The sequence below is a fragment of the Streptomyces sp. DT2A-34 genome (assembly GCF_030499515.1).
Lineage (GTDB): Bacteria > Actinomycetota > Actinomycetes > Streptomycetales > Streptomycetaceae > Streptomyces.
On the sequence record NZ_JASTWJ010000001.1, the window covers coordinates 3190509 to 3203886 of the forward strand.

The 13378-nt window shown below is 68.8% G+C and carries 13 protein-coding genes; 6 read left to right on the plus strand and 7 right to left on the minus strand.

The features are described from left to right. The first annotated feature begins 17 nt into the window (after nucleotides 1–17). The 3 genes from QQM39_RS13770 to QQM39_RS13780 all read left to right on the plus strand — a co-directional run bounded on the left by QQM39_RS13770 (nucleotide 18) and on the right by QQM39_RS13780 (nucleotide 2125). Nucleotides 18–278 (plus strand): UBP-type zinc finger domain-containing protein, encoded by a 261-nt coding sequence (locus tag QQM39_RS13770; protein WP_301996993.1) that lies wholly within the window; start codon nucleotides 18–20, stop codon nucleotides 276–278. Nucleotides 279–527: 249 nt separating this feature from the next. Beyond that, complete coding sequence (locus QQM39_RS13775; protein ID WP_004925829.1) at nucleotides 528–941, plus strand: anti-sigma regulatory factor; 414 nt, start codon at nucleotides 528–530, stop codon at nucleotides 939–941. A gap of 17 nt (nucleotides 942–958) precedes the next feature. Further along, the gene (locus QQM39_RS13780) at nucleotides 959–2125 is read left to right on the plus strand and encodes an RNA polymerase sigma factor SigF (RefSeq protein ID WP_301996994.1); all 1167 of its coding nucleotides are present in this window, start codon (nucleotides 959–961) and stop codon (nucleotides 2123–2125) included. A gap of 35 nt (nucleotides 2126–2160) precedes the next feature. Here QQM39_RS13780 and QQM39_RS13785 read toward each other — a convergent pair whose 3' ends face one another. Next, the gene (locus QQM39_RS13785) at nucleotides 2161–2607 is read right to left on the minus strand and encodes a hypothetical protein (protein WP_301996995.1); all 447 of its coding nucleotides are present in this window, start codon (nucleotides 2605–2607) and stop codon (nucleotides 2161–2163) included. Between the two features lie 433 nt (nucleotides 2608–3040). Between QQM39_RS13785 and QQM39_RS13790 the strand changes: the two genes are divergently transcribed. Further along, nucleotides 3041–4009, plus strand: coding sequence for a diacylglycerol kinase family protein (locus tag QQM39_RS13790; protein ID WP_301996996.1), 969 nt, complete (start codon nucleotides 3041–3043; stop codon nucleotides 4007–4009). Nucleotides 4010–4327: 318 nt separating this feature from the next. Continuing rightward, nucleotides 4328–4585, plus strand: a complete 258-nt coding sequence (locus tag QQM39_RS13795) for a WhiB family transcriptional regulator (protein ID WP_006142322.1) — start codon at nucleotides 4328–4330, stop codon at nucleotides 4583–4585. Between the two features lie 258 nt (nucleotides 4586–4843). On the opposite strand, the gene QQM39_RS13800 is transcribed toward QQM39_RS13795, so the two are convergent. Together QQM39_RS13800 and QQM39_RS13805 are read right to left on the minus strand one after the other, a co-directional pair. Next, complete coding sequence (locus QQM39_RS13800; RefSeq protein ID WP_302003578.1) at nucleotides 4844–6310, minus strand: sensor histidine kinase; 1467 nt, start codon at nucleotides 6308–6310, stop codon at nucleotides 4844–4846. Between the two features lie 422 nt (nucleotides 6311–6732). Further along, entirely contained in the window at nucleotides 6733–7374 is a 642-nt protein-coding gene (locus QQM39_RS13805; protein ID WP_301996997.1) for a TetR/AcrR family transcriptional regulator, read from the minus strand. Nucleotides 7375–7534: 160 nt separating this feature from the next. Here QQM39_RS13805 and nagB point away from each other — a divergent pair, with 160 nt between their 5' ends. Then, nucleotides 7535–8320 carry a glucosamine-6-phosphate deaminase gene (gene nagB, locus QQM39_RS13810; RefSeq protein ID WP_301996998.1) on the plus strand — a complete coding sequence of 262 codons (786 nt, stop codon included), beginning with the start codon at nucleotides 7535–7537 and terminating at the stop codon, nucleotides 8318–8320. 165 nt (nucleotides 8321–8485) lie between these two features. On the opposite strand, the gene QQM39_RS13815 is transcribed toward nagB, so the two are convergent. From QQM39_RS13815 to QQM39_RS13830, 4 genes are all read right to left on the minus strand, one after another. Beyond that, a complete protein-coding gene (locus tag QQM39_RS13815; RefSeq protein ID WP_301996999.1) occupies nucleotides 8486–9970 on the minus strand; it encodes a glycoside hydrolase family 3 protein in 1485 nt (494 codons plus the stop codon). A 9-nt stretch (nucleotides 9971–9979) separates the two neighbouring features. Next, the gene (locus tag QQM39_RS13820; protein WP_301997000.1) at nucleotides 9980–10810 is read right to left on the minus strand and encodes a carbohydrate ABC transporter permease; all 831 of its coding nucleotides are present in this window, start codon (nucleotides 10808–10810) and stop codon (nucleotides 9980–9982) included. Further along, nucleotides 10807–11793: a carbohydrate ABC transporter permease gene (locus QQM39_RS13825; protein ID WP_301997001.1), complete on the minus strand. Its 987-nt coding sequence runs from the start codon at nucleotides 11791–11793 to the stop codon at nucleotides 10807–10809. The genes QQM39_RS13820 and QQM39_RS13825 overlap by 4 nt, the downstream gene beginning before the upstream one ends. 117 nt (nucleotides 11794–11910) lie before the next feature. Next, entirely contained in the window at nucleotides 11911–13188 is a 1278-nt protein-coding gene (locus QQM39_RS13830) for an extracellular solute-binding protein (RefSeq protein WP_301997002.1), read from the minus strand. Nucleotides 13189–13378 lie beyond the last annotated feature (190 nt).

A 13378-nucleotide genomic window follows, 5' to 3' on the forward strand; every position in this document is an offset into this window, starting at 1 on the left:
GTCGTAACCTGGCAATCATGAAACAGTGCACGCACGCCGACGCGCTGCCGCACCCGGAACCCGTGGCGCTGAACGAGACGTGCCCGGAGTGTCTGGCGGACGGCACGCACCCCGTACAACTGCGGCTCTGTCTCAGCTGCGGGCATGTCGGCTGCTGCGACTCCTCGCCGGGGAGGCATGCGACAGAACACCACAAGAAGTCCGGTCACCCGGTGATGCGGACCTTCGAGCCGGGCGAGGAATGGCGTTGGTGCTTCGCCGACCACGTACTCGTGTGACCCTGGATCCGGACGGTTCGACCGTCTGACGTCTGGGTACGTCAACCCGGCGCGCGCTCTTCCCAATTGGAGCCGCAGACCCCTAGACACGGAGCGTATCCACAGGTTTACTGTGAGTGACGGCACGGGGTTGGGGTCCTGGGGACAGGAAAGTTCAGAGCGCGATAGCGTCACCGCTGAACCACACATCGCGTTACCCCGGGGGGCGACCCTCGGCCCCGAGAAGCTTGTACCACCTTGGAGGTGAGGGTGTCCCAGATCGCAGGCGAGCCCGCGACCCAGGACTTCGTGGAAGTCCGGCTGCCGGCCGCGGGTGCCTACCTGTCGGTGCTGCGTACGGCCACGGCCGGCCTCGCGGCCCGTTTGGACTTCACCCTCGACGAGATCGAGGACCTGCGCATCGCGGTGGACGAGGCGTGCGCGATCCTGCTTCAGCAGGCCGTGCCCGGCTCGGTGCTCAGCTGTGTGTTCCGGCTCGTCGACGACTCGCTCGAGGTCACCGTCTCGGCCCCGACCACGGACGGCCACGCTCCCTCCAGGGACACCTTCGCCTGGACCGTGCTGTCCGCCCTCGCGGGCAAGGTCTCCTCCGCCGTGGACGAGGACAAAACCGTTTCGATCAGCCTCTACAAACAGCGCGGCGCGGGACCCGGGCCGGCGTGAGGAACGGGGACGGGCCGGTGCGGGACGAAGAGCGCGGCACACGAGAGCTGTCGGACGGCACTCCCCCCTGCTCGGACGGAGCAGAGAGCCTGGGGGTGGGCCCGAGCGGTCCGAGCGGTTCCCGACGCGTGGTGGGCGGCATCGACGGCATCCCCGAGCAGGCCCGGCCACACCCGGAGGACGACTCCGCGGAGGCCGGCTTCCTGGACGACGGTCGGGATGACGAAGGCGCCGTGCAGGGCGCGCCTCCGGGCGGAGGGAGCGGGGTCTCCCCTGTCCGTGTGGAGGCGAGGGCTCGGGAGAGGGCAACGGGCGGGACGATGAGCGAGCACGAGCGAAACGCCGAGGACGAGGCGACGGGCGCGCACAGCGTGCAGGCCACGCACAGCGTGCAGGCCACGCACAGCGTGCAGGCCACGCAGCACGACCCTCAGGACCGCAGCGGGGCGCGCGCCATGTTCGTCGAGCTGCGCAAGCTGCAGGACGGCAGCGCCGAGTACGCGGAGCTGCGCAATCGGCTGGTCCGTATGCACCTGCCGCTCGTCGAGCACCTCGCGCGCCGCTTCCGCAACCGCGGTGAGCCGCTGGACGACCTCACCCAGGTCGCCACCATCGGCCTGATCAAGTCGGTCGACCGCTTCGACCCGGAGCGCGGCGTCGAGTTCTCGACCTACGCGACCCCGACGGTCGTCGGCGAGATCAAGCGGCACTTCCGCGACAAGGGCTGGGCGGTGCGGGTGCCGCGGCGCCTGCAGGAGCTGCGCCTCTCCCTGACGACGGCCACGGCCGAGCTGTCCCAGCAACACGGCCGCTCCCCCACCGTCCATGAACTCGCCGAGAAGCTCGCGATCTCGGAGGAGGAGGTCCTGGAGGGCCTGGAGTCCGCCAACGCGTACTCCACGCTGTCCCTGGACGTCCCCGACACGGACGACGAGTCCCCCGCGGTCGCGGACACGCTGGGCGCGGAGGACGAGGCGCTGGAGGGCGTCGAGTACCGGGAGTCGCTCAAGCCGCTGCTCGAAGACCTCCCGCCGCGCGAGAAGCGGATCCTGTTGCTGCGGTTCTTCGGCAACATGACCCAGTCGCAGATCGCGCAGGAGGTCGGGATCTCCCAGATGCACGTGTCCCGACTGCTGGCGCGCACGCTGGCGCAGCTGCGGGAGAAGCTGCTGGTGGAGGAGTGACGGTCAGGCCGAGGAGTGACGGTCAGGCCTGAGTACTACTCCTGATCCGGTGTGCTGCCGGGCCCCCGGATTCCGAGGGCCTGGGTCGTCTCCTGGTTGATCAGGAGCACGAGCGTGGCGATCGCGGCCGCCGCGATCGCGATGCCCGCCGGAATCGCGATGCTGTCGGCCTGGAGCAGGCTGTAGGCCACCGGCAGGGCCAGGATCTGCGTGATGACGGACGGCCCTCGACTCCAGCTGCGCTGAGCGAACAGGCCCCGCGCGGCGAGCAGCGGCAGCAGCGCGAGCACGATCAGTGTCACGCCGAGGGTGACGGCCTGCTGCCGGTCGTCCGGATCACCGGCAAGACCAAGGACGAGCACCCAGACACCCCCGACGGCGAGCGCCAGCCCTTCGAGTGCGGTGAGTACCGCCGCATACGTCAGCCGCCGCGGGCGCGGACCGGTGGTTTCCGGGGTGGTGGGGGTCTGCTCCTTGGTCACCCCTGAAGGGTAGCCCTCCGCCACATCGCCCCCGCCGCCCCTACCCGTCCCATCCTGAAGGGGCTCCGCCCTCTGGACCCCCGCTCCTCAAGCGCCGGAGGGGCTGGATTCAGCCCCTCCGGCGCTTGAGGAGCGGGGCCGCACCATCCCTGGCCCCCACCCACCCGTAGGGGGCTTCACCCCTCAACGCCGGTCCAGGCATTTCAGCCCGTCCGGCGTTTGAGGACGAGGCCCGTTCAGGGCCGAAGCGGGGGTCTGGGGGCGGCAGCCCCCAGCAGGGCCAGCGCCGACGCCGCTCACCCTCGCAGCGGACGGCATCAGCAAACGCGGCCCAACCGACGGAGTCCCCCCGTGTTGAGACTCACGCGCGATGTCTTACTTGATCCCTACCTCGCCCTGTGCCCGGTACCCCCCAGTAGGTACGCTGCAACTCATGCGTGCACTTCTCGTGGTCAATCCGGCAGCAACCACCACAAGCGCACGTACGCGCGATGTCCTGATCCATGCGCTCGCCAGCGAGATGAAGCTCGAGGCGGTCACCACCGAGTACCGCGGCCACGCGCGCGACCTGGGCCGGCAGGCGGCGGACAGCGACGACGTCGACCTGGTGGTCGCCCTCGGCGGCGACGGCACGGTGAACGAGGTCGTCAACGGACTGTTGCACAACGGCCCAGACCCGAAACACCTCCCCCGCCTCGCCGTGGTCCCCGGCGGCTCCACCAACGTCTTCGCCCGCGCACTCGGTCTGCCCAATGACGCCGTGGAGGCGACCGGTGCCCTGCTGGACGCCCTGCGCGAGGGCAGCGAGCGCACGGTCGGCCTGGGCCTGGCCTCGGGTACGCCCGGCACCGAGGACGAGGCCGTGCCGGGACGGTGGTTCACCTTCAACGCGGGCCTCGGTTTCGACGCCGGCGTGGTCGGACGGGTCGAGCAGCAGCGCGAGCGCGGCAGGAAGTCCACACACGCGCTCTACGTCCGACAGGCCCTGCGCCAGTTCTTCGGCGAGGCGCACCGCCGGCACGGGACGATCACGCTGGAGCGGGCGGACGCCGAGCCGGTGACCGATCTTGTCCTTTCCATAGTCTCGAACACCTCTCCGTGGACCTTCCTGGGCAATCACCCGATGTACGCGTCACCTAAGGCCTCGTTCGATAAAGGCCTCGACGTACTCGGTCTCAGCCGTATGACGACAGCCGCGGTTGCCCGGTATGGCACCCAGTTGCTCACTTCGTCCCCCGAACGCGGACCCCATGGAAAGCACGCCGTCTCACTCCACGACCTGGACCGCTTCACCTTGCATTCGAAGGTCCCCTTGCCCCTTCAGATGGACGGCGACCATCTGGGGCTGCGTACGAGCGTGACGTTCACAGGCGTACGCCGTGCACTGCGTGTGATTGTGTGAGCGGAACGGGCTAAAGTCCTTTCACTCGAACGTTTAGGCCAGGATCCACCCCATGGAAGTACGGCTGTGACCTAGTCGACACCGAGGAATCAAAAAAAACTTTCCGGAAGGGGTTGTATCCGTCGCTGAGGTTTGCGAGTCTCTACGTGGCGATCGGGACAGCCCGCAACACCGGCTCCACAGATCACCGGAACCCCTCTTCAATCACAGGACCTCGCCAGGGAACCTGGCGGTCGGCCCTTCACTTGTTGAGGGATTCGTGAAAGCGTTCACATTCACAAGCAACTTGCACGTAATACACAAGGAGAGGTAGCAGCCATGGACTGGCGTCACAACGCCGTTTGCCGCGAGGAAGACCCCGAGCTCTTCTTCCCCATCGGCAACACCGGTCCTGCGCTGCTGCAGATCGAGGAAGCCAAGGCCGTCTGCCGTCGCTGCCCCGTTATGGATCAGTGTCTGCAGTGGGCGCTCGAGTCCGGCCAGGACTCCGGCGTCTGGGGTGGTCTCAGCGAGGACGAGCGCCGCGCCATGAAGCGCCGCGCCGCCCGCAACCGGGCCCGTCAGGCCTCCGCCTGACAACACCCGCCCCGCAAACAGCCTGAGCTTGGCGGCGCGTACAGCGAGTACGCATCTCCCGCCCCCGAGCCGCAGCGCGCAGTACCCCCGATGCGCAGCAAATGCTGGCAACGAGCATGTTGAGCCCCAGCCCCCTGAACGGGCTGGGGCTCTTTGCTGTCCAAAGGCCGGCGAACATCCGGCCGTTGACGTGTGGGGGACCGTGTGCAGTACACCACCCTGCCGCCGTGGTGCACTGCACACAACCTCTGTCGGCGCCTACTTGTGCGCTCGCACCGGGAGGTCGAGGATCACCCGGGTCCCCCGCTCCGGCGCCGGCACCATGTCGAACGTGCCGCCCAACTCGCCCTCCACCAGCGTCCGTACGATCTGCAGGCCGAGGTTGCCCGCGGTGTGCGGGTCGAAGCCCTCGGGCAGACCCACGCCGTCGTCCTGGACCGTGACCAGGAGGCGGGCCTGCTTGGTCGTACCGCCGCGGACCGCCGAGACCTCGACCGTGCCGGTGTCGCCCTCGCGGAAGCCGTGCTCCAGGGCGTTCTGCAGGATCTCGGTCAGGACCATCGACAGCGGCGTGGCGACCTCGGCGTCCAGGATGCCGAAGCGGCCGGTGCGCCGGCCGGTGACCTTGCCGGGCGAGATCTCGGCGACCATCGCCAGCACCCGGTCGGCGATCTCGTCGAACTCCACGCGCTCGTCGAGGTTCTGGGAGAGCGTCTCGTGCACGATCGCGATCGAGCCGACCCGTCGTACCGCCTCTTCGAGGGCTTCGCGGCCGCGGTCGGACTCGATGCGCCGGGCCTGGAGGCGGAGCAGGGCGGCCACGGTCTGGAGGTTGTTCTTGACGCGGTGGTGGATCTCCCGGATGGTCGCGTCCTTGGTGATCAACTCGCGTTCGCGGCGGCGCAGTTCGGTGACGTCCCGGAGCAGGACCAGCGAACCGATGCGGGTGCCCTTGGGCTTGAGGGGGATCGCCCGGAACTGGATGACTCCGTCGCCCGACTCGATCTCGAACTCGCGGGGCGCCCAGCCGCTGGCGACCTTGGCGAGCGCCTCGTCCACCGGCCCGTGGGTCGGGGCGAGTTCGGCGGTGGTCATGCCCAGGTGGTGGCCTACGAGGTCGGCGGCGAGGCCGAGGCGGTGGTAGGCGGACAGCGCGTTCGGGGAGGCGTACTGGACGAGGCCGTCGGCGTCGAGGCGGATCAGGCCGTCGCCGACGCGCGGCGAGGCGTCCATGTCGACCTGCTGGTTGGCGAACGGGAACGCGCCGGCCGCGATCATCTGAGCCAGATCCGAGGCGCTCTGGAGGTAGGTCAGCTCCAGGCGGCTCGGAGTGCGCACGGTCAGCAGGTTGGTGTTGCGCGCGATGACACCGAGGACGCGCCCGTCCCGTCGTACGGGAATCGACTCGACGCGGACCGGCACCTCCTCGCGCCACTCGGGGTCGCCCTCCCGCACGATCCGGCCCTCGTCGAGCGCGGCGTCCAGCATCGGGCGGCGGCCGCGCGGGACGAGGTGGCCGACCATGTCGTCCTGGTACGAGGTCGGGCCGGTGTTGGGCCGCATCTGGGCGACGGACACATAGCGGGTGCCGTCGCTGGTGGGGACCCACAGGACGAGGTCGGCGAAGGAGAGGTCGGAGAGCAGCTGCCACTCCGAGACCAGCAGGTGGAGCCACTCGAGGTCGGAGTCGTCGAGGGCCGTGTGCTGGCGTACGAGTTCGTTCATGGAGGGCACGTGGCCGAGCGTACCTGGCGGTACGGACATGACTCGAAACCAGCCACTTCAGGGGCCCGCAGGGGCCGAAAACACCCGCGGGCCGCGGCGCCTGGGAGGGACCCTCAACCCTCCCGGCACCGCAGCCCGGAGCAACAACGGCCGTGGGGTGTGCGGTCCCGGTCGGCCGAAGGATGAGGAGCCGGGGCAGTCAGGGCAGAGAGCTCCGGTTCCTCGGTCCGCCTTCCTGTGCGGGGAAGGCGGAAGTCGGTGCGTTCTTCTCCTACGCACTCCTTCGCATTGTGGACTAGACCACTTCGGTGTGTCCATGCGTTGGAGCCTGTTTGTTGTTGACGCTTCTTCGCGGGCTCCGAGCCAGTCGGAGAACCAGTGGGACGCCCTGGCGTCCACCACGCAGCCTAACCCGTGCGGGTTCATGTGCGGGGCCAGTTGGCCATGGCAATTTCCGCGAGCGCCTCCAGTTCCTCCCGGCTCGCCCCGTCGCGTGCCTGTTGCGACATGCCCTGGATCATCGCACCGGTATGCCGGGCGAGGGCGGCGGCGTCGGTGCCGGGCGGGAGGGCGCCTGTGGCGACGTCCGCTTCTGTACGGCTCCGGATGGCCGCGATGGTGGCGTTGCGCCGGCTCCGTAGCGACTCCTCCACCTCGGGCGTGGAGCAGTTGGTGGCCGCGTGGGCGACGAGGCAGCCGTGCGGATGGGCCGGATCGGTGTACTCCGCGGCGGCCTCGCGCAGCATCCGCGCGACGGCCGCACGGGCGGTGGGCTCCTCGGCGAGGGCGCGATCGGCGAAGGAGCCGTACCGCACGTCGTACGCGCGGACGACCTCTTCGAACAGCGACTGCTTGTCACCGAAGGCCGCGTACAGGCTGGGGGCGCCGATGTCCATGACGCGTGTGAGGTCGGAGACGGAGGTCGCCTCGTAGCCGTGCTCCCAGAACGCGAGGATCGCCTTCTCCAGGGCGGTCTCGCGGTCGAAGGAGCGGGGGCGTCCGCGGGGTCTGGGCGCCGGGCGGGGCTTCGCCCCGGTCGTCTCGCTCTCCTTGTTGCTCACCATGGGGTGCATTTTATAGCGGACGCTAGACAAATGCCGGCGGGGTGATCTACGGTTATTTTTGTAGCGATCGATAGCGAATGTTTCGTTGACCTGGGCCTGGGGGCCCCGCTCTGTTAGATTGGTCTAAACCACATGCCCCCTTCAGAACGGCAGGCCCAGCGTGGAAGTTGTCATCGTTCCGGACGCCAAGGCGGGTGGCGAGCTGATAGCCGAGGCCATGGCGCAGTTGCTCCGACGCAAGCCCGACGCCGTGCTCGGTGTGGCCACCGGGTCGACGCCGCTGCCCATCTACGCGGCGCTCGCGGCCGAGGTGCGCTCCGGTGCCGTGGACGTCTCACGGGCGCGGATCGCGCAGCTGGACGAGTATGTGGGGCTGCCCGCCGACCATCCGGAGTCGTATCGGTCCGTACTGCGGCGCGAGGTGCTGGAGCCGCTCGGAATCGGGATGGACGCGTTCATGGGGCCCGACGGTACGGCCGAGGACGTGCAGGGGGCGTGCGAGGCGTATGACGCGGCACTGTCCGAGGCAGGGGGCGTCGATCTGCAGTTGCTCGGGATCGGGACGGACGGGCACATCGGGTTCAATGAGCCGTGTTCGTCGCTGGCGTCGCGGACGCGGATCAAGACGCTGACGGAGCAGACGCGGGTCGACAACGCGCGGTTCTTCGACGGGGACATCGAGCAGGTGCCGCATCACGTGATCACGCAGGGCATCGGCACCATTCTTGAGGCGCGGCACCTGGTGTTGCTGGCGACGGGTGAGGGCAAAGCGGATGCGGTTGCGGCGACTGTGGAGGGGCCGGTGGCTGCGGTGTGTCCGGCCTCGGCGTTGCAGTTGCATCCGCATGCGACGGTTGTTGTGGACGAGGGGGCCGCATCGAAGTTGAAGCTTGCCGAGTATTTCCGGCACACGTATGCCAACAAGCCGGACTGGCAGGGGATTTGAGACGCGCGTTTCGTCTGCCGGGTTCGGTTTTCTGCGGACTGCGGGCCGCAAGTGGCTGGTCGAGCCCACGCGGCGGAGCCGCATATCGATACAGCCCCGCGCCCCTGGGGACACTGAAGGCGCCGGTCCTTTGAAAGGGGACCGGCGCCTTCCTCGTCGTAACCGCTACTCCCCCGCGATGACCTCCGCCGCCGCCCGCCCGCACACGCGAGCCGCGCCGTGGGTTGCGAGGTGCAGGGCGCCTCGGGGTGGCGCCTGGGGGACGCCCATTTCGACCACGATCGTGTCCGGGCGAGCCGTCAGCAGGGTGTCCAGGGCACGCTGCATCCAAGGATGCCGGTGTTCGTCGCGGACCACCGCCACGATCCGCCGGTCCCCCGCCGCCTCCAGTGCGTCGCGCCCCGCGTCCTCCCCCACGAAGCTGCCCGTCTGTGTGCCCGGGAGCAGTCTGGCCAGTTCCGCCGCCACGCCCCAGGGCGTCTCGTCGCCCACGGCGATGTTCGCCACCGGGGTGAGGGCGACGACGTAGGGCGCTTCGGTGAGCGGGGTGAAGTCCGCGGCGCCGGTCGCCTGCAGGGCGCGGCGGGCTGCGACGAGGCCCACGTCCGTGCGCCCCTCGGCGTCGGTCACCGGTGTCGCGGTCGCCGTCCAGCGGGCCAGTTCGCGGACCCGTTCCGCGGCCTCCGCCAGGCGTTCCTCGGGGAGTTCGCCCGAGCGGACCGCGGCGGTCAGGGCGTCCCGCAGGCGGCGTACCGTCTCGTCGTCCGCCAGGCCGCCGCCCACGCAGATCGCGTCCGCGCCGGCCGCGATGGCGAGGACGCTGCCGCGTTCGATGCCGTAGGTGGCGGCGATGGCCTGCATCTCCATGCCGTCGGTGACGATCAGGCCGGTGTAGCCGAGTTCGCCGCGCAGGAGGTCGGTCAGGACCGGGCGGGAGAGGGTCGCCGGGTGGCCGGGGTCCAGGGCCGGGACCAGGATGTGCGCGCTCATCATCGCCCTCGTGCCGGCGGCGATCGCCGCGCGGAACGGGGAGAGTTCGCGGTCCGTCAGCACGTCCAGGGCCGCGTCGATGCGCGGGAGCGCGTGGTGGGAGTCGACCGCCGTGTCGCCGTGGCCCGGGAAGTGTTTCGTGCAGGCCGCCACGCCTGCCGACTGGAGGCCGGTGACGTAGGCCGCGGTGTGGCGGGCGACCAGGGCGGTGTCGGCGCCGAAGGAGCGTACGCCGATCACCGGGTTCGCGGGGTTGGAGTTCACGTCCGCCGAGGGGGCCCAGTTGAGGTTCACCCCGCAGGCGGCCAGGCGGCGGCCCAGTTCGGACGCCACCTGCCTCGTCAGCTCGACGTCGTCCACCGCGCCCAGGGCGTGGTTGCCGGGGAAGCTGGAGCCGCACCTCACCTCCAGCCTCGTCACATCACCCCCCTCCTCGTCGATCGCGACCAGCACGTCGTCCCGCTCGGCCCGCAACTGGGCCGTCAGGGCTGCCAGTTGCTCGGGCGAGGCGATGTTGCGGCCGAACAGGCCGACGGAGGCGAGGCCCTCGCCGAGGCGGCGCAGCAGCCAGTCGGGGGCGGTGGTGCCGGTGAAGCCGGGCTGGAGGACCGTCAGCGCGTCGCGCGTCAACGTGTCGGTACCGCTGGCGAATGTCGTCATCGGGTGGCGTTATCCCTTCACGGCGCCGGCCGTCAGGCCGCTGACAGCCCTGCGCTGCAGGAAGACGAAGAGGATCAGGATCGGGATGGCGAAGAGGGAGGACGCCGCCATCGTCGCGCCCCAGTCATTGCCGAAGGCGGTCTGGAAGCTGGACAGCCACAGTGGCAGGGTCTGCGCCTCGGTCTCCTTGTTCAGCACCAGGACCAGGGGGAATTCATTCCATGCGGTGATGAAGCCGAACAGGGACGTGGACATCAGGCCCGGGGCCAGCAGCGGCAGGATGACCTTGCGGAACGCCTGGGCGCGGGTGCAGCCGTCGACCATCGCGGCCTCCTCCAGGTCCCGGGGCACCGCGGCGACGAAGCCGCGCAGGGTCAGGATGGTGAAGGGCAGGATCATCATCATGTAGAAGGCCGTCAGCGGCACGAGGCTGTTCAGCATCGACGCGTCCCGCACGATCATGTACATCGCGATGATCATGACCTCCCAGGGCGCCATCTGGGCCAGCATGAAGCCGATGACGAAGCCGCGCCGTCCCTTGAACCGCAACCGGGCCAGGGCGAAGGAGCCGGCCAGCGCGACGACCAGGGCGAGGACGACCGCGCACAGGGTGACGATCAGCGAGTTGGTGACGTACGTCCAGAAGTGGTCGACGCCGGTCGCCCGCTCGAAGTGCTCGAAGGTGATGTCGGTCGGGAACCAGACCGGGTCCTCCGAGATGATGTCGCCGGTCGGCTTGAAGGCCGTGGAGAACATCCAGTACACGGGGAAGACGAAGCCGATGAACAGGACGACGGCCGTGACGTTGGGCCACAGGCGGCCGAAGAGCGAGCGCTTCACAGCTCGTCCTCCTCTTGCTTGAGCACGATCCGCAGGTAGTAGGCGGTGAGGCCGAGCAGGATCAGGATGGTCAGGACGGCGATCGCCGCGCCCATGCCGTAGTGCTGGTTGCCGACGCCCTCGATGTAGGCGTAGACGGGCAGGATCTCGGTGAGCCGGTCGGGGCCGCCGCCGTTGATGGTGAAGACCTGCACGAACGCCTTGAAGACCCAGATGACCTCCAGGAACGTCGTGGCGTAGAGGAAGGGGCGCAGGAAGGGCAGGGTGACCGTGGTGAAGCTCTTCCAGCCGCCCGCGCCGTCGAGCGCCGCGGCCTCGTAGAGCTCGCCCGGGATGGTGGTCGTGGCCGCGTAGAGGTTGATCGCGACGAACGGGATCGATTGCCAGACGATGAGGACCGTGACCACGAAGAAGGTCGACATCTGGCTGCTGGTCCAGCTGTAGTCGGCCATGGAGTGCCAACCGAGCTTGTCCAGGACCCAGTTGACGACACCGAAGCGCTGGGCGAACAGCCACTGGTAGACGGTGGTCGCGGCGACCACGGGCATCGCCCAGGCCAGCACCAGCCCGATCATCAGGGTGACCCGCATCCGCTGCCCGAGGCGGGCCAGCAGCAGGCCGACCAGGGCACCCAGGACCATGATCAGGGCGACGTTGACCGCCGTGAACAGGATCGAGCGCAGGGTGACGCGCCAGAAGTCCTCGCCGGTGAGGACCTCCTTGTAGTTGTCGATGCCGTTCCACTCGGTGACGTGCTGGATCAGCTGCGCCATGTTGAGGTTCTGGAACGACAGCAGGACGTCCTTCAGCAGCGGCCAGCCGAGCAGCAGCACGGTGGCCACGCAGGCCGGCAGCAACAGGAGGTACGGGGTGAGCGCGCCGAGGCGGGACGCGGCTCGGGGTCCTGGTCCGGCGGGGCCGCTCCCATCCCTTTTGGCTACGTCCACCGGGCCGGAGGGCGGCCGTTCGGTCTGCACGGTCATGCTCGCGATCTCTCTTCTCGACCTACGTACGTAGACCCGCGTGCGGTCGCCGGGGCGGGGGCGGCATGCGCATCCCCGCCCCGGCGCGAACACCGGCGCCTTGTCCTGCGGCTGCTCCTACTGCTGCTGCGACAGACGCTTGTTGAACTCGTCCTCGACCTGCTTCGCGGCCTCGGCGGGCGACTTACCGTTCAGCACGGCGGTCATGTACGTCTTGATCGGGTTGGGCGCGTTCTCCACGGCGGCCCACTCGGGGATCAGCGGCGTGGTGCCACCGCCCGCGGCGGCCGGCGCGGCTGCCTCGGCGACGACGTTGCCCTTGAGGCTGGTCTGCAGCGACTCCTTGTTGGGGATGACGCCGTTGAGCTTGGCCAGCTCACCCTCGTACTTGTCGGACAGAGCGATCTTCAGGAACTCCTTGGCGAGCTCCTGCTTCTGGCTGCCCGCGGCGACGGCGAGGTTGGAGCCGCCGAGGAAGACGCCCTCGGGCTTGTCGGCCGTGGCACCGGGAAGGGTGAAGTAGCCGATCTCCTTCTCGATCTTCGGGTTGGCCTTGATGGCGATGCCGGCCTCCCAGCCCATGCCGATGAAGGCGCCGACATTGCCCTTGCCGAAGACCTCGCCCTGCTGCGGGGTGGCCTCGTCCTTGTCCTTGGGCGCCTTGGACAGGGCCTGGAACTTCTTGTACGTCTCCATGGCGGCGGCGATCTTCGGATCGGCGAGGTTGGAGACGTACTTGTCGCCGTCCTTCTTGACCAGCTCGGCGCCCTCACCGATGGTCAGGCCGACGAAGTGGTACCAGTTCTGGCCGGGCAGGTAGAGGGGCTCGGCGTCGGTCTTCTCGCCGATCTGCTTGAGGTCGGCGTAGAACTCGTCGCGGGTCCTGGGGGTGTCCTTGAGGCCGGCCTCGGCCCAGATCTTCTTGTTGTAGAGGACGACGCGGTTGGCGAAGAACCACGGGGCGGCGTACTGCTTGCCGTCGTAGATGGAGGACTCGTTGAGGGACTCGGTCCAGTCGGCGCCGATCTCCGACTTGAGGTCGGCGAGGTCGGCGAGGCCGCCGGTCTTGGCGTAGGCCGGGGTCTGGGTGTTGCCGACCTCGAAGACGTCCGGCGGGTTCTCCTCGGACAGGGCGGTGGTCAGCTTCTGCTGGATGCCGTTCCACTGCTGAACCTCGAACTTGACCTTGGCCTTGGTCTGCTTCTCGAAGGCCGTGGCGACGTCCTTCTGCCACTGGTCCGGCGTGGAGCCGTCCATCATCCACACCGTGAGCGTCTGGCCCGCGTAGCCGTCCGCCCCGGCCTTGTCCCCACCGTCGCCGTTGTCGCCCCCGCACGCCGCCAGCGAGATCATCATGCCCGCGACACCGATCGCGGATATCAGCTTGCGCTTCACGCCACCCTCCTCAGGGATGCCCACACCTCCCGCCCATGGGCCGGGACCTGGACCAATGGTGTAGACCAGTAGGGGGGAGCTTGGACCAGACCAGGAAGCGTGTCAAGGGTGGCCGAATGGCCCCTGACCAGCCGTTATGGGACCTACATATGAAGGAACCTTTAAGTAAGAAGGCAGCGAAAAACAGCGA